Source organism: Mitsuaria sp. BK037, assembly GCF_014193045.1.
Taxonomy (GTDB): Bacteria; Pseudomonadota; Gammaproteobacteria; order Burkholderiales; family Burkholderiaceae_C; genus Roseateles.
In genome coordinates this window covers 914,154-931,025 of the sequence record NZ_JACHYS010000002.1, presented here as the reverse complement: position 1 = coordinate 931,025, position 16,872 = coordinate 914,154, and the positions used below count along the sequence as shown (strand labels likewise).

Here is a 16,872-nt window from a genome sequence, read left to right as displayed (position 1 = left end):
TAACTCGGCGACATGGGCGCGCATTATAGGAAAGGCCCGAAAGGGCCCACGGATGGGTGGATGGGAAAACTGGGTACATATGCGCTGATCGCGCTGCTTTGGCTGCTGCACTGGCTGCCGCTGCGCTGGCTGGCCGCGCTCGGCTGGGGACTGGGCGCGCTGCTGCACCGGGTCGCCGGATCGCGCCGGCGCGTCGCGCTGCGCAACGTGGAACTCTGCTTCCCCGAGAAATCCGCCGCCGAGCGCCAGGCCCTGGTGCGCGAGCACTTCGGCTGGCTGGGCCGCAGCCTGCTGGAGCGCGGCCTGCTCTGGTACGCGTCCGACCGGCGCCTGCTGCGCCTGATGCGCATCGAGGGCAACATCAAGCTCTCCGAGCAGGTCGACCGGCCGGTGATGTGGCTGATGCCGCATTTCGTGGGCCTGGACTGGATCGGCCCGGCGCTGATGCTGAACCAGTCGCGCCCGGGCGCCAGCATCTACCAGCGCCAGAGCAACGCGCTGTTCGACGAGGCGCTGCGCAAGGCGCGCTCGCGCTTCGGGACGACCAAGCTGGTCGATCGCCAGGAGGGCGTGCGCAGCATCCTGCGGGCGATCCGCGACGGCTACTCCTTCCTGAACCTGCCGGACATGGACTTCGGTCCGAAGGATTCGGCCTTCGTGCCCTTCTTCGGCGTGCCGGCCAACACGCTGCTGGCGCCGGCCAAGATCGCCGAGACCATGAAGATGGTGGTGCAGCCGGTCATCGTCACGATGCTGCCCAAGGGGGAGGGCATCGTGATCCACGCCCATGAACCGCTGACCGGCTACCCCAGCGGCGATGTCGAGGCCGACGCGCTGCGCTTCCACCGCTGGCTCGAGGACCGCATCCGCGAACACCCGGCCCAGTATTTCTGGGTCCACAAGCGATTCAAGACGCGGCCGCCCGGCGAGCCGTCGCTGTATTCCCGATAATCCGCCCCCATGAAACTGCGCTTCACCAAGATGCAGGGCGCCGGCAACGACTTCGTCGTGCTGGACGCCACGCGCCACCCGATGCCGCTGAGCGCCGATCAGCTGCGGCGCGTCGCCGATCGCCGCTTCGGCGTGGGCTGCGACCAGGTGCTGGTGATCGAGGCGCCGAAGACGCCGGACGTGGACTTCGGCTACCGCATCTTCAACTCGGACGGTTCCGAGGTGGAGCAGTGCGGCAACGGCGCGCGCTGCTTCGTGCGCTTCGTCGTCGACAAGGGGCTGACCGACAAGCGCACCATCCGCGTCCAGACGATCAACGCGCTGCTCGAGCTGCGCCTGCGCGACGATGGCCGCGTCACGGTGGACATGGGGGCGCCCGTCTTCGACCTGCCTGCGATCCCGTTCGATCCGGCGCGCGCGACGGCCCGGCCGGCGGATGGCGTGGATGGCGGCTACGCGCGCTGGCCGCTGGACCTGGGCGACGGCATGACGGCCGAGGTCGCGGTGCTGTCGATGGGCAATCCGCACGCGGTGCAGCGGGTCGAGGACGTCGACCAGGCGCCGGTGGCCATCGTGGGCCCGCTGGTCGAGAACCATGAGGCGTTCCCGCGGCGCGTGAATGCTGGCTTCCTGCAGGTGATCAGCCGACGCGAGGTGAAGCTGCGCGTGTACGAGCGCGGCGCTGGCGAGACGCTGGCCTGCGGCACCGGCGCGTGCGCGGCGGTGGTGGCTGGCATCCGGCTGGGCTGGCTGGACGAGGCGGTGGAAGTGCACACCCGCGGCGGCGACCTGCGCATCGAATGGGCCGGCATGACGCCGGGCGGCCCGGGGCTCGACGCCCCGGTCTACATGACAGGGCCGGCACAGACGGTCTTTGAAGGAGAAATCGAACTGTGAGCGGCATCGAAGGCATCACCGAACAAGACATCGCCGACTACCTGGCGAATGACCCGGCGTTCTTCGAACGTCACGCCGAGCTGCTGGCCAACGTCCGGATCTCGCATCCGCACGGGCAGCGCGCGGTGTCGCTGCAGGAGCGCCAGGCGGAGCTGCTGCGCGACAAGATCCGCGGCCTGGAGCACAAGATCATCGAGATGATCCGCAACGGGCAGGAGAACGTCGCGATCGCCGACCGGCTGCACCGCTGGACGCTGGCGCTGATGCTCACCCGCGACGACAGCCAGCTGCCTGAGGTGCTGCTGCGCGAGCTGCGCCACCAGTTCCTGATCCCGCAGGCCGGGCTGCGGCTGTGGAACGTCGGCGCGGGCCACGCGCTGGCGCCGTTCGCGGCCGAGGTCAACCCGGACGTGAAGACCTTTGTCGGCAGCCTGAACCAGCCCTACTGCGGCATCAATTCGGGCTTCGAGGCGGCGCGCTGGCTCGAGGACGACGTCGCGTCGCTGGCGCTGGTGCCGCTGACGGCGGGCGCGCCGGCGCAGCCCTTCGGCCTGCTGGTGCTGGGCTCGCCGGATCCGACGCGCTACACGGCCGAGATGGGCACCGAGTTCCTGTCCCGCGTCGGCGAGATCGCGAGCGCCGCGCTGTCGCGCCTGCTGCACGCCGACCCCCATGCCGCCGGCCATGTCGACCGTCAGCCTGACTGACGAGCAGCGCCGCTACCTGGACCATCTGCGCGTGCAGCGCCGCCTGGCGGAGCGCACGCTGACGCTGTACACGGAAGCGCTGCAGCGGTTGACCGGCTTCGCCTCGGCGCAGGGGCTGGACCTGCTGCGCCTGAGCGCGCACCAGGCGCGGCGCGGCCTGGCCCAGCTGCATGCCGAGAAGCTCAAGCCGCGCACGCTGGCGCTGATCCTGTCCGCCTGGCGCGGCTGGTACCGCTGGCTGGGGCAGCAGGGGCTGGTCGATGCCAATCCGATCGCCGACCTGCACGCGCCCAAGCAGGGCCGGCCCCTGCCCAAGGCGCTGGGCGTGGACGACGCGGTGCGGCTGGCTGAGCACCATCAGGACGTCGCCGATCCCGTCATGGAAGCGCTCGAGCGCTGCCTCGTCGAGCTGCTCTACGGCAGCGGCTTGCGGGTGTCGGAGCTGGTGGGCCTGGACCTGCGGCATCACGCTGGCTCGGCCGGCTGGATCGTGCCCGACGCCGCCGAGGCGCAGGTGCTGGGCAAGGGCGCCAAGCGCCGCGCGGTGCCGCTGGGCGGGCCGTCGCTGGCGGCCCTGCAGCAATGGCTGGCGGTACGCGGCCAATGGGCCGCGGCCGACGAGCCGGCGCTGCTGGTCGGCCCGCGCGGCCGCCGGCTGAGCGCCGACCAGGTCCGCAAGCGCCTGAAGCAGCGGGCCCTGGCTGCGGGCATGCCGACGCACGTCCATCCGCACATGCTGCGCCACTCGTTCGCGTCGCACCTGCTGCAGAGCAGCGGCGACCTGCGCGCGGTCCAGGAACTGCTGGGCCACGCCAACATCAGCACCACGCAGGTCTACACCCGGCTGGACTTCCAGCACCTGGCCAAGATCTACGACGCGGCGCACCCGCGTGCCCGCAAGAAATAACCGATTGATCCCGATGCCCCGCACCGCCCTGATCGCCTCGAAGGCCCCGTTCCCGTCCCGTCCGCTGCTGCTGTGCTCGGCGCTGCTCGCGGCCCAAGCGCAGGCCCAGGCGCAGGCGCAAGCGCCCGGGGCCGAGCCGCCGGTGGTCTCGGCGCCGTCCGTGACGCCGGAGCTGAAGGAGCCGCCGCGGGTCGTGACCGCGACCGACAGCCGGCCCGCCGCGTTCGAGCTGAACTGGTCGCCGATCAAGATGCCCACCGGGCAGAAGACCGCGCTGCTCGGGGCGCACTACATGGTCGCCATCAACGAGGACTGGGGCATCGGCCCGGCCGCCTACGGCGCCGCCAAAGGCGAGTTCGGCGGGCTGTTCACCGTCGGCTTCAACCTGCAGCGGCGCTTCCGCGTCGGCCCCAACCTGCACCTGGCGGCCAGCGTCTATGCCGGCGCGGGCGGCGGCGTGAGCTCCGACAAGGTGCGTCCGGGCGGCGGCCTGATGCTGCGGCCGGAGCTGTCGCTGCGCGGCGAGTTCGGAAACTGGTACGCCGGCGTGGGCGTGTCGCACGTCACCTTCCCGAACGGCAACGGCAACATCAAGGACACCGGCGTCGCGTTCACCATCGGCCGGATGGACCGCTTCCTGAGCTTCAGCCCGAGCGACTCGGGCTCGCCGGGCCGCGCGGGCGACCGCACCGGCATGGGCTTCGACGAAATCGCGCTGAGCGCCGGCGTCGAGAAGCCGCGCAGCGGCAGCCGCACGCGCGGCGGCGTGCCGCTCACCGGCCGCAAGGGCAAGGCCGGCGGCGACCTGCGGCAGTACTTCGGCGACGGTTCCTCGTGGTGGGGCCTGGAGGCTTCGGGCGCCGCGTCCGGCGGTCACGACGGCTACATGGAGATCCTCGCCAACGCGGGCCAGGACTGGGGCATCGGCAGCCAGCGCCTGCGGGTGGGCGGGCAGCTGTCCTTCGGCCTGGGCGGCGGCGGCGACATGGACACCGGCAACGGCTGGCTGGTGCGGGTCGGGCCGACGCTGCGCTGGATCACGCCCTGGGGGCCGACGCTGCGGCTGGATGCGGGCTACATGAAGGCGCCGTGGGGCCATTACGACTCCTTCCAGGTGCGCGGGTCGCTGGCGCTGCCGCTGGAGAAGGTCTCGCGCATCCTGAACACGCCGCCGCTGGAGTCGGGCACGGTGCGCGCGCAGACGCTGTACTTGAGCACGCCCTACTTCAAGGACTTCAAGTTCAAGGACGGCTCCCGCGACAACGTGACCGGCCTGGGCATCGGCATGACGCGCGACTTCGGCGGCCCGTGGTACGGCGTGGCGCACGCCGGCAGCGCGGCGCTGGGCAAGGCGGGCGCGTTCTCCTACGGCATGTTCGGCCTGGGCGCGCAGTCGCCCAAGTGGAACGGCATGCGTGTCGGCGCGGAAGCGCTGGTCGGCGCGGCGGGCGGCGGCGGCGTGTCGGTCGGCGGCGGCGCGGTGACGCAGGGCGAGGTCTGGACGCAATGGGAAGGCACCGGCCGTGACCGCCTGCGGGTGAAGGTCGGCGTCGGCCAGTGGAAGGCGCTGGGCGGCGAGAAGCACAGCACCCCGATGGTCAGCCTGAACATCGGCTGGGCCTTCGGGACCTTGGGGCCGGCGGCGAAGCGCTGATTGGGGCCGGGGCGCAGCGGATTCCGGCCCCCGCGCCACGCGGTCCGCCAGCGGGCCGCGGCGCCGATTATTGAGTTTTATCGGGCGGACCGATAAATTATCGCCTTCCCGATAATTTGCCGATAAAACGATGATCTCCTTCCCCCGGACCGACTTGGCGCGGCAGATGGTGCCGGCGCTGATGGGCCGGACGCTCTTCGGCGACGCCCACAACGGCCTGTTCCTGTCCGGGCCCCGGCGGACCGGCAAATCCACCTTCCTGCAGGCCGACCTCAAGCCGGCCCTGGAGGCCGAAGGCGTGGTGGTCGTCTACACGGACCTGTGGGAGGACACCGGCCGCGATCCGGCCACCGTCATCGCGGACGCCATCGGCAAGGCGCTGGAGCCTCAACTCGGGCTGGTCGCGCGAGCCGCGAAGAAGGCAGGCCTGGACAAGCTCAGCCTGGCGGGCTGGCTGCAGGTGGACACGAGCCGTATCGGCCGGGTGGACGGACTCACCCTCGTCGACGCGCTGCGGGCGCTCCATGAGACTGCCGGCAAACCGGTGGCGCTGATCATCGACGAGGCGCAGCAGGCGCTGACCAGCGAGCGCGGCGAGGTGGCGATGACCTCGCTGAAGTCGGCGCGCGATCAGCTGAACCGGCGCGACGAGGTCAACTTGATGCTGGTGATGTCCGGCTCCGATCGCGACAAGCTCATGCGGCTGGTCAATTCGAACGCGGCGCCGTTCTTCGGATCGCAGGTGCAACGCATGCCGCCGCTGGGGGCCGATTTCATCGCGCATGTGGCCGGCCTGATCGAAGCGCAACGTCCCTCGCTGGCGCCGGTGGACCAAGCGGCGCTCCAGCAGGCCTTCGAGGCCATCGGTCATCGGCCGCAGCTGTTCATGTCGACGCTGGACGGCGTGCTGAGCCCCTTCTCCGGCATCCGCGGGCGCTTCGAGAAGGCCCTGCTGGAGGCCTCCTCGGAGCATTCGCGCCGGGACGAGGAGGAGATGGAATCCACCTTCCTGGGCCTCAAGCCCATCGAGCAGGTGGTGCTGTGGCGGTTGCTGGAGATGGGCGGGCGCTTCCGCGCCTTCGATGCCGAGGCGCTGCGCTTTTATGGCGAACTGCTGGCCCAGCCGGTCAGCGTGGGGATGGCGCAGCGGGCGCTGGAGTCGCTGCGCGAGCGCTCGCCGGTGCTGGTCTGGAAGTCCGCGCGCGGCGAGTACGCGGTGCAGGACGCCGCGATGCATCGCTGGTTCGATGAGCGCCGCAGGAACGGCACCTGGCCGCCGGTGCCGCGGCAGGTGCAGGGGCTGGGCGACGACTAGCGCCGTCGTCAAGGACAATCCGCCCCCATGAAAGCAATTCGTCTGCGCGAGGGCAAGGACCGCTCGCTGCTGCGCCGCCACCCGTGGGTGTTCGAGGGCTCCATCGCCAAGGGCAAGGCCGACGCCGGCGAGACCGTGCGGGTCGAGGCCGCCGATGGCCGCTTCCTGTGCTGGGCGTCGTTCAGCCCGGAATCGCTGATCCGCGTGCGCGCCTGGAGCTTCGATGAGCGCGAGCGCATCGACGCCGCCTTCTTCGAGCGCCGCATCGCCGCCGCGATCGCGCTGCGGGCGCGCATGCCGATCGATTCCGACGCCGTGCGCCTGATCCATGGCGAGGCCGACGGCCTGCCCGGGCTGATCGTCGACCGCTACGGCGACACGCTCAGCGCGCAGTTCCTGTCCGCCGGCACCGAGCGCTGGAAGCAGACCATCGCCGACCAGCTGCTCGCGCAGACCGGGCTGACACGGCTGTACGAGCGCTCCGACGCCAACGTGCGCACGCTCGAGGGCCTGGCGCCGGTCACCGGCTGGCTGCGCGGCGAGGGCCCGACCGAGATCGTCATCTCGGAGAACACCTGGAAGCTCAGTCTGGACGTGGCCGAGGGCCACAAGACCGGCTACTACCTCGACCAGCGCGACAACCGCCGCAAGTTCGCCGAGGCGGTGCGGCAGTACGGGTGCCAGTCGGTGCTGAACTGCTTCAGCTACACCGGCGGCTTCTCCGTCGCGGCGCTGGCCGGTGGCGCGAGCGAAGTCATCAGCGTGGACTCGTCCGGGCCCGCGCTCGAGCGCGCCACCGCGCACGTCGCGCTCAACGGCTTCGATCCGGCGCGGCACACGGCGCTGGATGCCGACGTGAACCACACGCTGCGCGACCTGCTCCGTCAGGGGCGGCGCTTCGACGCGATCGTGCTGGACCCGCCCAAGTTCGCGCCGACGGCGGCCCATGCGGAGCGCGCTGCGCGCGCCTACAAGGACATCAACCGGCTCGGGCTGATGCTGCTGAATCCGGGCGGACTGCTCTTCACCTTCTCGTGCTCGGGCGGCGTGGGGCCGGAGCTGTTCCACAAGATCGTGGCCGGCGCCGGCATCGACGCGGGCGCGGACGGGCTCATCCTGGACCGCGTCGGCGCGACGCCGGATCATCCGCAGACCATCTACTTCCCGGAGGGCGAGTACCTCAAGGGGTTGCTCATCCTCAAGCGCTGACGGCGCAAGCGCTGGCCTTCCCCCGAGCCTCACCCGCAAGCGGGAGAGTGGGGGGCCTCAAGGGCGCGCCGCCGGGAGGGCCAGGCGCGGCTCGAACTTCGCGCGCTTGACGCTGAAGAAGGCCTTCACGTTGCGGACGTTGGCCTGCTGGGTGAAGAGCCGCTGCACCAGCGCGTGATAGGCCGGCATGTCCGGCACCTGTAGCACCAGCACGAAGTCCGGCCCAGGCGCGACGCGCCAGCACTGCTGGACCTCGGGCGCCGCGACGGCGATGGCCTCGAAGGCGTCCAGGTGCTCGGCGCCCTGGCGGTCGAGCGTGATCTCGACCAGTGCCGACAGGCCCGCGCCCAGCTTGTCCGGCGAGAGGATGGCCACCTGCTTCTCGATCACGCCGATTTCCACCAGCCGCCGCACGCGGCGCAGGCAGGTGGCGGGCGAGACATGCGCACGTTCCGCCAAGGCTTGGTTGGAAAGCGACGCATCCTGCTGGAGGAGGTCCAACACCCTCAGATCGACGGTGTCCAGCTCGATGGAAGATTTCATTTTTTATTTAACTATGAAAGAATATGGCGCAGCGCGTCGAGAGCGAGTGATTCTTTCATTGGTGGCATAAATTTGAAAGCATCCACCTGATCGGCGTGCCTAGGATGGCGCCCATTCGCAATTCATCCGGGACACCCGGGGAGACACACCATGTGCGGCATCGTCGGCGCGGTCAGCCAGAAAGACATCGTTCCCATCCTGATCGAGGGCTTGAAGCGGCTCGAGTACCGCGGCTATGACTCCTGCGGCGTGGCGGTGCATCAGGACGGCATGCTGCGCCGGGCGCGCAGCACCTCGCGGGTGGCGGAGCTGCAGGCGCTGGCCGCGCAGGACGGCGTGGCGGCCGGCACCGGCATCGCGCACACGCGCTGGGCGACGCACGGTGCGCCGGCGGTGCACAACGCCCATCCGCACTTCTCTCACGGCCCGGGCGCCGAGGTGCATCGCCAGCCTGGCCGCGTGGCGCTGGTCCACAACGGGATCATCGAGAACCACGACGAACTGCGCGCCGAGCTGAAGGGCCGCGGTTATGTCTTCCACAGCCAGACCGACACCGAGGTCATCGCCCATTTGGTGGACTTCCATTACCACGGCGACCTGCTGGAGGCGGTGCAGACCGCGGTGGGGCAACTGCGCGGCGCGTATGCGATCGCGGTGTTCCACAAGGACGAGCCGCATCGGGTGATCGGCGCGCGCGAGGGCTCGCCGATGGTGCTGGGCGTGGGCAGGGACGAATACGCGGGCGCCAATTTCGTCGCTTCCGACGCGATGGCGCTGGCCGGCGTGACCGACCAGATCGTCTACCTGGAAGAGGGTGACGTCGTCGACCTGCAGTTGGGCCGTTACTGGATCAGCCGCAAGGATGCGGCGACGGGGCGTTTCGTCAATGTCGAGCGCGAGGTGAAGACGGTGCATGCGCACAGCGGCGCCGCGGAGCTCGGGCCGTACCGGCACTACATGCAGAAGGAGATCTTCGAGCAGCCGGTGGCGATCGCCAACACGCTGGACGCGGTGACGGGCATCAGCCCGGAGCTCTTCGGCGACGGCGCGTACCGGGTGTTCAAGGAGGTCGACTCGGTGCTGATCCTGGCGTGCGGGACCAGCTATTACGCGGGTTCGACGGCCAAGTACTGGCTGGAGAGCATCGCGAAGATCCCGACCAGCGTGGAGATCGCCAGCGAGTACCGCTACCGCGAGAGCGTGCCGAATCCGCGCACGCTGGTGGTGACGATCAGCCAGAGCGGCGAGACGGCGGACACGCTGGCGGCGCTCAAGCATGCGCGCTCGCTGGGGATGCTGCACACGCTGACGGTGTGCAACGTGTCGACGAGCGCGATGGTGCGCGAATGCGCGCTGGCCTACATCACGCGCGCCGGCGCCGAGATCGGCGTGGCGTCGACGAAGGCTTTCACGACGCAGCTGGTGGGCCTGTTCCTGCTGACGCTGGCACTGGCGCAGACGCGGGGCCACCTGACCGACGAGCAGGAGGCGGAGCACCTGAAGGCGCTGCGCCACCTGCCGGTGGCGGTGCAGGCGGTGCTGGCGCTGGAGCCGCAGGTGATCGCGTGGAGCGAGGAATTCGCGCGCAAGGAGAACGCACTGTTCCTGGGCCGCGGGCTGCATTACCCGATCGCGCTGGAGGGGGCGCTGAAGCTCAAGGAGATCAGCTACATCCATGCCGAGGCCTACCCGGCGGGCGAGTTGAAGCACGGCCCGCTGGCGCTGGTGACGGCGCAGATGCCGGTGGTGACGGTGGCGCCGAACGACACGCTGCTGGAGAAGCTCAAGAGCAACATGCAGGAAGTGCGGGCGCGCGGTGGCGAGCTGTTCGTCTTCGCGGACGGCGACACGCGGATCGAGAGCGAGCCCGGGCTGCATGTGATCCGGCTGCCGGAGCATTACGGCGCGCTGAGCCCGATCCTGCATACGGTGCCGCTGCAGCTGTTGGCGTATCACACGGCGTGCGCGCGCGGCACCGACGTGGATAAGCCGCGGAATCTGGCGAAGAGTGTGACGGTGGAGTGAGGGGCGGCTGCGCGTTGGGCTTCTCGCGGGCGCACAAATATTTCTGAAACTTTCCCTTGGGGTGGCTCTCCACGTTCAATTAAAGGGCAATTTCCGAAAATTTCAACAAATGTCGTTCCGCCCGGCCGACCCGCACCTCGGCCGCAAAGGTTCATGAAAACGCCCTTTGCTGTCGAGTGCTGCCAGATATCGCTGGGATGCTCTCCTCGATCTCACTGGCGCCGGTTCTGGATCTTGATGACGAACTGCGGACAGGACGTTACCGCTCATGGAATTCGGCCCAAGGTATGCGCCCAGTTCAGTCTCAAGCTGGATGGTCTGCGTGAGCGGACCCAGTGGCTGGAGGAGATGGAGGAGCACTCCTGAAGCAGCCAGACAGGCGGGTCTCCCTCACGGATCCGGATGCACGCGCCATGGCGACGCAGGCCGCAGGCAGCGGCCTCGTGGGCTACAACGTGGAGGCAGCGGTCGACAGCACGATGCGCGGCGCCAGCAGGAACGCCCACATCGCCGGCACGATCAGCACGCCGGCGATCGCCATGGCGACCGGCGTGCCTTTCAGGGTGGAGAGGTTGTCCGGAGGCCTCACCGAGACATCCCGAGCGCGGCGCGCGCCTGGCTCTCCGCAAAGTCGGCGCCGCCAGAAGCGTTCCAGATGACTTGCACCGCAACGCCTGCTGCCAAGCCGATCAGCACTAGAGGTGCGCCCACCACAGTCAGGCCCAGGCCAGCGGTGATCGCTACCGCCACAGGAACCGCGGCGACGCTGGCGGCCAGTCCCAGGGCGTTGCCGCTTTGGTTACGGGCTGAGGCGACCAAGAACTTGTTGGTGTCGAAGGACCGGATGTGCCGCTTGCCGTTCGCGTCCAGGTCGAATTCAATGCTGCTCCATGCGTCGAGGGCGGCCGTGGGCGCAAAGGTGATCAACCCAGTCCCCAGCTTCCCGGTGGACCAGCCCATACATACTCCGGGCCCATCGGCTTTCTGCGGCGACCGCTCCGGCGCCCCTGACCTGACTGGCCGTTGGGCCAGCCCAGCGAGTCGAGTGGGTCGTGCCTTTTGCGTTGGTACGCCATTGGGTTTCAGGAATCGGTGCGGCAACGGTCAACGGCAGGTTGCGGATTCGCAGCCGTAGGCGCGGCAGGCCCTTTCCCTGGTTAGCGTTGTACAGGTCCATGAACTGATTGATGCGGACCGTACGCGAAGCGCCAGAGGCGATCTGCTGCGCAGCCGTACTGAGGCGCGCTGCTGTCTGGCCCTGCATGCCCATCATGGTTGCGGTCTGTGCTGCGGCGAGACCGTTGCCAATGATGTTGCCCGGACCCACGCCTGCCGAGCGAATCTCGGACTGCACGCCGGCGCCTCCCCATTGCCCGAAAAGATAGTCTTTGAGCCATGGGGGGAGATCGTCTTCGGGGCGCGGTCCCGGGCCGGGACGCGGCGCAGCGACGGGCCTAGGGACTCGGGCGACCGGGATGGTCGGTTCCCAGCTCCGCAACGTGTGCAAGACGCTGGGCTGTTGAGCGAGCAGTCCCCGCAACAGACTCTGACCGACGGGGGTGTCCAAGTCGAACTCGCCGCTGAACGTCTCAGCGCAAAGATCCCATGATCATGCGTTCGCGGCGCTGGGCCATCTCATTGGCGTCCGTGACTTCACGCAGCAGGTCGTCCACTTCCTTGACGCCCTCCGAGCTGAGGTAGGGCAACGCGATGTCCTTGACCCAGATGGCACCGAGCGCGCTGATGGCGCATCCGACCAACAACACAGCGATTGCAAGGAGCATCCAGCGCTCGCACCCGGTCGCCGCCGAAGGAAGTTGGCCAAGGTAGGTGAAGACGCCCGCCAAGAATACGCCGGCAAGGGCGGCGATCGGCTGAGCTTTGGACTCCACCACCTTCCACGATTCCCACAACTCAGAATGCTCTGCCTGAAGCTCTCGCAGCGCCATTTCGCGCATTTCGATGCGCGTGTTCATGTCGATCATGGACATCGATTCCCTTGGCTCATCGCGGTCTACGAGTTGACCGCATGGATGTAGCTGAAGTCGTCAACGGTGCCATCGATGCGATGGACGAAGAAACACTCCGTGCTGTAACCCTCGCCCCCCGCTCGGCCCTTTGAGAAATGCAAGATGCCGGCTCCCGTCTTGGTGGCCGAGCCGGGTGCGAGCATTCGGTCGTAGTGCTGCAGCAGCGCGCCCAGGTCGTCGTGGTCGGCACCACGAGGGACCTCGTCGCCGACGCTGTACCGGCTCAAGATGTCCCGGAAGTGGGCCAGGGCGGCCGTGCGCGTTCGCCATTCGCGGCCGTTGGCAAGCTTGACGGGCTTAGCCATTTGTCGTGATCCTCGTCGGCACCTGCACCTTGGGCCTGATCGGAACCAACTGGGAATAAGCGGCCAGGATCTCGTTGTACAGGTCGACGTGCTTGGCCATGCGCCATCTTGAACTGTTCCATTTGCCGCGCGGCACCCAGTAGTTCCAGCCGCGCGGCCCGCACCAGTTCGCTCGGCGAGTGCGGCAGGCTCGCGAACTGCTCGACGTCATAACGCCATGGGTTACGCCGGACATCTTCCTTCCAGAGTTCGAGGTACCCAGACGCCTTCACGATCTCGCAGACCGCTCGATCGTGCTGCGGACTTTTGAACAGAAGACCCGGAAGTTGTTCGAAGGTCTGGATGTCCATTCCGCTCAGCTTGCGCACCTCGCTGAGGATGAAGTTTGTCGCTCGGGTTTGCATCTCAAGCGGACTCTCCGACCGGGCAAACTCGATCTCCGCGCTGTTCGCATGCCTCAGCGGCGTCTCAACCGTCCTCAGCTGCGGTGAGTCGAGAAAGTCGCTTGGATAGCAGTAGTTCGGGTTCGAGACCAGGGAGGTTCCCGCAAACGCGTACGCCTGCGCCACGAGCCGAGAGCAGAACTGGCGGTTCGAGTCTTCGAGTTGGTCTGGCGCCTCCCTTCGCGACTTCGACCTCGCAGCCTCCATCCTGGAGTATTGCTTTCCTACCTCGCTGCGAGCGAAGGCACAGGCCCGCTCGGCGGTCGCCTCATCGAAGTCCCTCAGTCGAAGTACGACGGCGCCAGCGGCACTGCCGAAAAGTCGCCTTTGCGTGTTTCCGGCATGAACGCCGGATCCATCCGAATGGATGTAACTATGGTCGGCCACGTAGAGCATGACATGCGAGAAATCGCCGCGCGTCAGCGCACGAATGCCCTTGCTGCGCAGCGTCTTGTCGGAGGTCAGGATGATGTCTCCGACATGAAGCCGATCAGTGTTGAGAAGGAACACAGAAGCCCTCAAGCTGTGGTGCAGCCCTGACTCTAGCTTCGTTGTCCTGCGATGTTGGTCTCGTCCGCGGCAGGCACCGCCGCGCAGATGCGTTCGAGCACAGTCGCGACCGTGTCCGTGTTCGTGTTCGTGTTCGTGTTCGTGTTCGTGTTCGTGTTCGTGTCCGCCGATGTTCGGCCGCAATGACATCGACTTCAAGTGGGGCGGAACACGGCACTCGGCGCTTGCGGGACACGCTAGTCGGCCTGAGGATCGCCGCGTCGGAGAAGACTAGCGTTGCAATAAACGGCATATATGCCGTGGCCTGAAGAGCCTGGCACGGACATCCTCCGCGTCCGTGCCAAAGCCTGCCGCCCCTTCCGCAACAACGCCCAAGCGCTCGACATCGTTCGAGCCGGACGTCGCTCGCGCGATCGGGACGGTGATTCGGCATGTCCGAGAGGAGCTGGAGTTCTCGCAGGATGCGTTTGCCCTCCATGCGGGCGTAGATCGCTCGTATTACGGCAAGCTGGAACGCGGAGAGCGGCAGCCCACTGTGGGGCTGCTCCTGCGCATCGCCCGCGCTCTGGGCGTTTCTGGGTCGGAGCTTCTCGGGCAAGCCGAAGTGCTGCTCGCTCAACGTCCAACGCGACGTCGGGCCCGTGCTGGGTCATGAGCGACCGAACGTGGCTGTGCGCAGACGCTTCGCCGCCCGTCGCTTTACCCCTGCGATGTCTCCCTCCAAACGAGCATGCAACTGCTTGGCGAAAGTCACGATGTCAGTGTCGAGCGCGGCCAGCCAGGCAACAAGCTCGGTGATATCCAGGCGGCGCGCTCCGGACTCGACCCGGCTGACGATCGCTTGAGATCGACCTAGCCGAACTGCCAGATCGGACTGGCGAAGGCGCCGCTCCAAGCGAACATCGCGCAGGAGCGCTAGGAACACATCGTTGGGCCGGCTGTAAAGAGACTTGTGCATAGCGATCCTTCACCGGCACGCTATCCCCTGAAATCAATATCCGGAAAGTGCATCTATTTACCTCGCCATCGCTGCGAGATGGCGGAGAGGTTTGCATCATCAAGTCGGTGCCCTCAGAATAGATGACGGTATATATGCCGTCAGCCGCTTACCGACCGATCGGAATGCGCTGGCCCGCTGACTCGGTCTCAGGGCCGAGGCATGCGTTTAGCCTTCCGGCAGCTCCCCCATGGTGATCTTCTCGACTTCATCGGGCTGCGGCGCAATGTTCACGGGTCGAGCGCTACTCGCGCCTTTTGTTCGTCACGAGAGATGGAATGGTTTTTTCCCGCGATCACCTCAAGTTGCCCGCGGACGCGTCGCGCGAGGCGTGGTTCGTTGCGACCTTTCGAGCAGTCGAGTCGGCTCGCCAGCGCGACATGGCGGTTTTGTGCTGGGACAGCGAGGTCATCGAGCGCTTGTTGCAGGGCCAGATCGAGCTCATGGCATTGCTTTGCCTGTATCCGCTGAGCAGTGACTGGCCTCAGTGGCGTGCCTTGGAAGTGCAGGCCGTCTGGCGCCGCCGGGGCCGGAACGGTAATCGCCTCGTGCTGGAAGACCGCGAGGGCCGTCAATTTGAGATCGTGCCGGGAGGCCTTGAGAATGTCGCTGAGGCGGGCATGCAAGACCTGATCCTGCTCACCACCCTGGGCGAACTCACGCCCGGCGCAACGTCCCACCTGCTCGCCGAACCTTCGGACGTTTCAGGGCAATGGAGCGCACGTTGAAGATGTACATCCTCGTGCGGAACGATGTCCCGCTGGGTTTCGCGATGGTGGCCGTCGCGCACGCGTCCCTAGCGGCGTACCTGAAGTTCAGAGACGAGCCGGACATGCAGCAGTGGTTGAGTGGTCCCTTCTTCAAGGCCGTGTGCAAGGTGAGTCCGGAGGAGTTCGAACGGGCCAGGCTGGTGGAAGGCCATGTGGTGATCACAGAGTCGGCGCTGGGAAACCAGGAGGTCGCCATCGCGTTCGCACCGCGACAGGAGTGGCCCAAGATGTTCCGGTTCATGCCGCTCTATCGAAGCGCGCCATGAGGTCTGAGGGCCGCCCTAAGGGCCGCCGGAAGGGCCGCCATGACGGTCACGATGAAGACGGCCGAGTCGCCTACCCTTCGCCGGCATTTCTCGTGGGAGGCTCTATGACGACCTCGCCGGTCCAGCACGCGGTCAGAACGACGTGGCGCAGCTACCCCGCATGATCCGCGACGCGTCCGCGGCTGCCGCCGCGTCAGAGCATCCCTCGGCCCCGATGTACCTGATGACAGCGGCGCAGATGGGCACCGCCTCGGGAGGGCTGAGCGAGCAGGCCGTCCTTGAACGCGAGCGCGCAGGGGCGCTGTTCTCTGTGCGCCGGCCCGGTCGAGCGACTACACGCGAGTATTCGGCGTTCCAGGCCTGGCCCGGGGGTCGCTGACATTGCGCTTACACACGCGCTGCAGACGCCGGCACCGCTGAGCGCGACCGACCGCTACGGATTCTTCGCAGCCTCGACTGACTTGCTCGGAGGGCTGACGCCGATTGAGGCGCTGACGTGGACATGCGCCGGGGATCGTCTGCCCGACGCGGAGGCGCAGTTGCTCTTAGCAGCGGCGACGCACGAGCGCCTGCACGCCGTGCTCGGGGCAGCTGAGACCCTCGTCCCGCTCCGGGCTGTCTGAAGCGAACCCGGTGGTTTCGGGGCTCCTCTAAAGCGTGGGGTGGTCACCGTTCACCTCAGTCAACCAGGACGTGACGGTAGCGGGGGCGCCCAGCTGCAGGACCGAACTACTTCGCAACGACGCTGTCGATCTCGGCACTCATAAGTCCGTACCGAGCCATCCGCGCCGGATGATCGGAGGAACCGAAGTAGCTCTTCAGCTGGCGGTTGACCGCCGTGAACAGGTCCGAGTTCTCCTTGCTGAACGAGTACGTCCCATAGGAGTTGCTACACCGGCCGTTGGTGCCAAGTCTATGGTGAGCAGGTTGGCGTGATCCGTACTGAGCGCTCGACTGCCAACAGCCGTGGCTGAGAGGCATCGATATCACCGGCCAGAAGCGCCGCGACAGCATCGGGCTGACTGCGAAACTCCACGAGCTGACTCGCACCGATACTCGCAGACTTCGCAGCGCTGACTTGGGCGGCGCCGGCCACCACGCCAAGCCGGGCATCGGAGCGCTGAACAAGGGCCTCGTAGGTCGAAGATTGGTGCTCGGCGTTGCGTCTCACCAGGAGACCATCCCTCAGAGCCCACACCGGAGAACTGAACGCCACGAGCCCAGCTCGTTCCTTGGAGATGAAGATCGGGACGTTCATGTCCCCAGCGCCCGACGACGACGCCGGGAAGAAGCTCCCCGAAAGGTCGCCGGATGGAGCTCGATCGTCGTGATGCCGATCGCGC

General features: G+C 67.4%; 19 protein-coding genes. 11 read left to right on the top strand and 8 right to left on the bottom strand.

What is annotated here, in order from left to right; all coding sequences use genetic code 11:
• The first annotated feature begins 60 nt into the window (after positions 1-60).
• The 7 genes from FHT37_RS16125 to FHT37_RS16095 all read left to right on the top strand — a co-directional run bounded on the left by FHT37_RS16125 (position 61) and on the right by FHT37_RS16095 (position 7,640).
• Positions 61-951, top strand: a complete 891-nt coding sequence (locus FHT37_RS16125; RefSeq protein WP_147239757.1) for a lipid A biosynthesis acyltransferase — start codon at positions 61-63, stop codon at positions 949-951.
• 9 nt (positions 952-960) lie between these two features.
• The gene (gene dapF, locus FHT37_RS16120; protein WP_183482845.1) at positions 961-1,848 is read left to right on the top strand and encodes a diaminopimelate epimerase; all 888 of its coding nucleotides are present in this window, start codon (positions 961-963) and stop codon (positions 1,846-1,848) included.
• Positions 1,845-2,555 carry a DUF484 family protein gene (locus tag FHT37_RS16115; RefSeq protein ID WP_147239755.1) on the top strand — a complete coding sequence of 237 codons (711 nt, stop codon included), beginning with the start codon at positions 1,845-1,847 and terminating at the stop codon, positions 2,553-2,555. The genes dapF and FHT37_RS16115 overlap by 4 nt, the downstream gene beginning before the upstream one ends.
• Positions 2,533-3,462, top strand: a complete 930-nt coding sequence (locus tag FHT37_RS16110; protein ID WP_255489701.1) for a tyrosine recombinase XerC — start codon at positions 2,533-2,535, stop codon at positions 3,460-3,462. The genes FHT37_RS16115 and FHT37_RS16110 overlap by 23 nt, the downstream gene beginning before the upstream one ends.
• Positions 3,463-3,475: 13 nt before the next feature.
• Positions 3,476-5,116, top strand: a complete 1,641-nt coding sequence (locus FHT37_RS16105; RefSeq protein WP_183482841.1) for a hypothetical protein — start codon at positions 3,476-3,478, stop codon at positions 5,114-5,116.
• Positions 5,117-5,246: 130 nt separating this feature from the next.
• The gene (locus FHT37_RS16100) at positions 5,247-6,431 is read left to right on the top strand and encodes an AAA family ATPase (RefSeq protein ID WP_183482839.1); all 1,185 of its coding nucleotides are present in this window, start codon (positions 5,247-5,249) and stop codon (positions 6,429-6,431) included.
• A gap of 27 nt (positions 6,432-6,458) precedes the next feature.
• Complete coding sequence (locus FHT37_RS16095; RefSeq protein ID WP_183482837.1) at positions 6,459-7,640, top strand: class I SAM-dependent rRNA methyltransferase; 1,182 nt, start codon at positions 6,459-6,461, stop codon at positions 7,638-7,640.
• 57 nt (positions 7,641-7,697) lie between these two features.
• Here the strand turns inward: FHT37_RS16095 and FHT37_RS16090 are convergent, their stop codons facing one another.
• Positions 7,698-8,183: an Lrp/AsnC family transcriptional regulator gene (locus FHT37_RS16090; protein WP_183482836.1), complete on the bottom strand. Its 486-nt coding sequence runs from the start codon at positions 8,181-8,183 to the stop codon at positions 7,698-7,700.
• Positions 8,184-8,333: 150 nt separating this feature from the next.
• Here FHT37_RS16090 and glmS point away from each other — a divergent pair, with 150 nt between their 5' ends.
• Positions 8,334-10,208 (top strand): glutamine--fructose-6-phosphate transaminase (isomerizing), encoded by a 1,875-nt coding sequence (gene glmS / locus FHT37_RS16085; RefSeq protein ID WP_183482834.1) that lies wholly within the window; start codon positions 8,334-8,336, stop codon positions 10,206-10,208.
• Positions 10,209-10,656: 448 nt separating this feature from the next.
• On the opposite strand, the gene FHT37_RS16080 is transcribed toward glmS, so the two are convergent.
• The 5 genes from FHT37_RS16080 to FHT37_RS16060 form a co-directional block, all read right to left on the bottom strand.
• Entirely contained in the window at positions 10,657-10,797 is a 141-nt protein-coding gene (locus tag FHT37_RS16080; protein ID WP_183482832.1) for a hypothetical protein, read from the bottom strand.
• On the bottom strand, positions 10,794-11,168 hold the full coding sequence (locus tag FHT37_RS16075) for a hypothetical protein (RefSeq protein WP_183482830.1): 375 nt from the start codon (positions 11,166-11,168) through the stop codon (positions 10,794-10,796). The genes FHT37_RS16080 and FHT37_RS16075 overlap by 4 nt, the downstream gene beginning before the upstream one ends.
• 629 nt (positions 11,169-11,797) lie before the next feature.
• Positions 11,798-12,193, bottom strand: a complete 396-nt coding sequence (locus tag FHT37_RS16070; protein ID WP_183482828.1) for a hypothetical protein — start codon at positions 12,191-12,193, stop codon at positions 11,798-11,800.
• Positions 12,194-12,222: 29 nt separating this feature from the next.
• Positions 12,223-12,465, bottom strand: coding sequence for a DUF3223 domain-containing protein (locus FHT37_RS16065; RefSeq protein ID WP_183482826.1), 243 nt, complete (start codon positions 12,463-12,465; stop codon positions 12,223-12,225).
• Positions 12,462-13,496 carry a YiiX/YebB-like N1pC/P60 family cysteine hydrolase gene (locus FHT37_RS16060; protein WP_183482824.1) on the bottom strand — a complete coding sequence of 345 codons (1,035 nt, stop codon included), beginning with the start codon at positions 13,494-13,496 and terminating at the stop codon, positions 12,462-12,464. Before FHT37_RS16060 ends, FHT37_RS16065 begins: the two co-directional genes overlap by 4 nt.
• Before the next feature lie 337 nt (positions 13,497-13,833).
• On the opposite strand from FHT37_RS16060, the gene FHT37_RS25805 reads away from it, so the two are divergent.
• Complete coding sequence (locus FHT37_RS25805; RefSeq protein WP_183482822.1) at positions 13,834-14,151, top strand: helix-turn-helix transcriptional regulator; 318 nt, start codon at positions 13,834-13,836, stop codon at positions 14,149-14,151.
• Here the strand turns inward: FHT37_RS25805 and FHT37_RS16050 are convergent.
• Entirely contained in the window at positions 14,146-14,454 is a 309-nt protein-coding gene (locus tag FHT37_RS16050; RefSeq protein ID WP_183482820.1) for a helix-turn-helix domain-containing protein, read from the bottom strand. The genes FHT37_RS25805 and FHT37_RS16050 overlap by 6 nt on opposite strands.
• 317 nt (positions 14,455-14,771) lie before the next feature.
• Between FHT37_RS16050 and FHT37_RS16045 the strand changes: the two genes are divergently transcribed.
• Positions 14,772-15,221 (top strand): hypothetical protein, encoded by a 450-nt coding sequence (locus FHT37_RS16045; RefSeq protein ID WP_183482818.1) that lies wholly within the window; start codon positions 14,772-14,774, stop codon positions 15,219-15,221.
• Between the two features lie 2 nt (positions 15,222-15,223).
• Positions 15,224-15,529 carry a peptidyl-tRNA hydrolase gene (locus FHT37_RS16040; RefSeq protein ID WP_255489746.1) on the top strand — a complete coding sequence of 102 codons (306 nt, stop codon included), beginning with the start codon at positions 15,224-15,226 and terminating at the stop codon, positions 15,527-15,529.
• A gap of 913 nt (positions 15,530-16,442) precedes the next feature.
• Here FHT37_RS16040 and FHT37_RS16035 read toward each other — a convergent pair.
• A complete protein-coding gene (locus FHT37_RS16035; RefSeq protein ID WP_183482813.1) occupies positions 16,443-16,787 on the bottom strand; it encodes a transporter substrate-binding domain-containing protein in 345 nt (114 codons plus the stop codon).
• Positions 16,788-16,872 lie beyond the last annotated feature (85 nt).

Coding starts and splice junctions, on each gene's coding strand:
- FHT37_RS16125 (WP_147239757.1), top strand. CDS start 61: ATGGGAAAACTGGGTACATATGCGCTGATCGCGCTGCTTTGGCTGCTG.
- dapF (WP_183482845.1), top strand. CDS start 961: ATGAAACTGCGCTTCACCAAGATGCAGGGCGCCGGCAACGACTTCGTC.
- FHT37_RS16110 (WP_255489701.1), top strand. CDS start 2,533: ATGTCGACCGTCAGCCTGACTGACGAGCAGCGCCGCTACCTGGACCAT.
- FHT37_RS16105 (WP_183482841.1), top strand. CDS start 3,476: ATGCCCCGCACCGCCCTGATCGCCTCGAAGGCCCCGTTCCCGTCCCGT.
- FHT37_RS16100 (WP_183482839.1), top strand. CDS start 5,247: ATGATCTCCTTCCCCCGGACCGACTTGGCGCGGCAGATGGTGCCGGCG.
- FHT37_RS16095 (WP_183482837.1), top strand. CDS start 6,459: ATGAAAGCAATTCGTCTGCGCGAGGGCAAGGACCGCTCGCTGCTGCGC.
- FHT37_RS16090 (WP_183482836.1), bottom strand. CDS start 8,183: ATGAAATCTTCCATCGAGCTGGACACCGTCGATCTGAGGGTGTTGGAC.
- glmS (WP_183482834.1), top strand. CDS start 8,334: ATGTGCGGCATCGTCGGCGCGGTCAGCCAGAAAGACATCGTTCCCATC.
- FHT37_RS16075 (WP_183482830.1), bottom strand. CDS start 11,168: ATGGGCTGGTCCACCGGGAAGCTGGGGACTGGGTTGATCACCTTTGCG.
- FHT37_RS16070 (WP_183482828.1), bottom strand. CDS start 12,193: ATGATCGACATGAACACGCGCATCGAAATGCGCGAAATGGCGCTGCGA.
- FHT37_RS16050 (WP_183482820.1), bottom strand. CDS start 14,454: ATGCACAAGTCTCTTTACAGCCGGCCCAACGATGTGTTCCTAGCGCTC.
- FHT37_RS16045 (WP_183482818.1), top strand. CDS start 14,772: ATGGTTTTTTCCCGCGATCACCTCAAGTTGCCCGCGGACGCGTCGCGC.
- FHT37_RS16040 (WP_255489746.1), top strand. CDS start 15,224: ATGTACATCCTCGTGCGGAACGATGTCCCGCTGGGTTTCGCGATGGTG.
- FHT37_RS16035 (WP_183482813.1), bottom strand. CDS start 16,787: ATGAACGTCCCGATCTTCATCTCCAAGGAACGAGCTGGGCTCGTGGCG.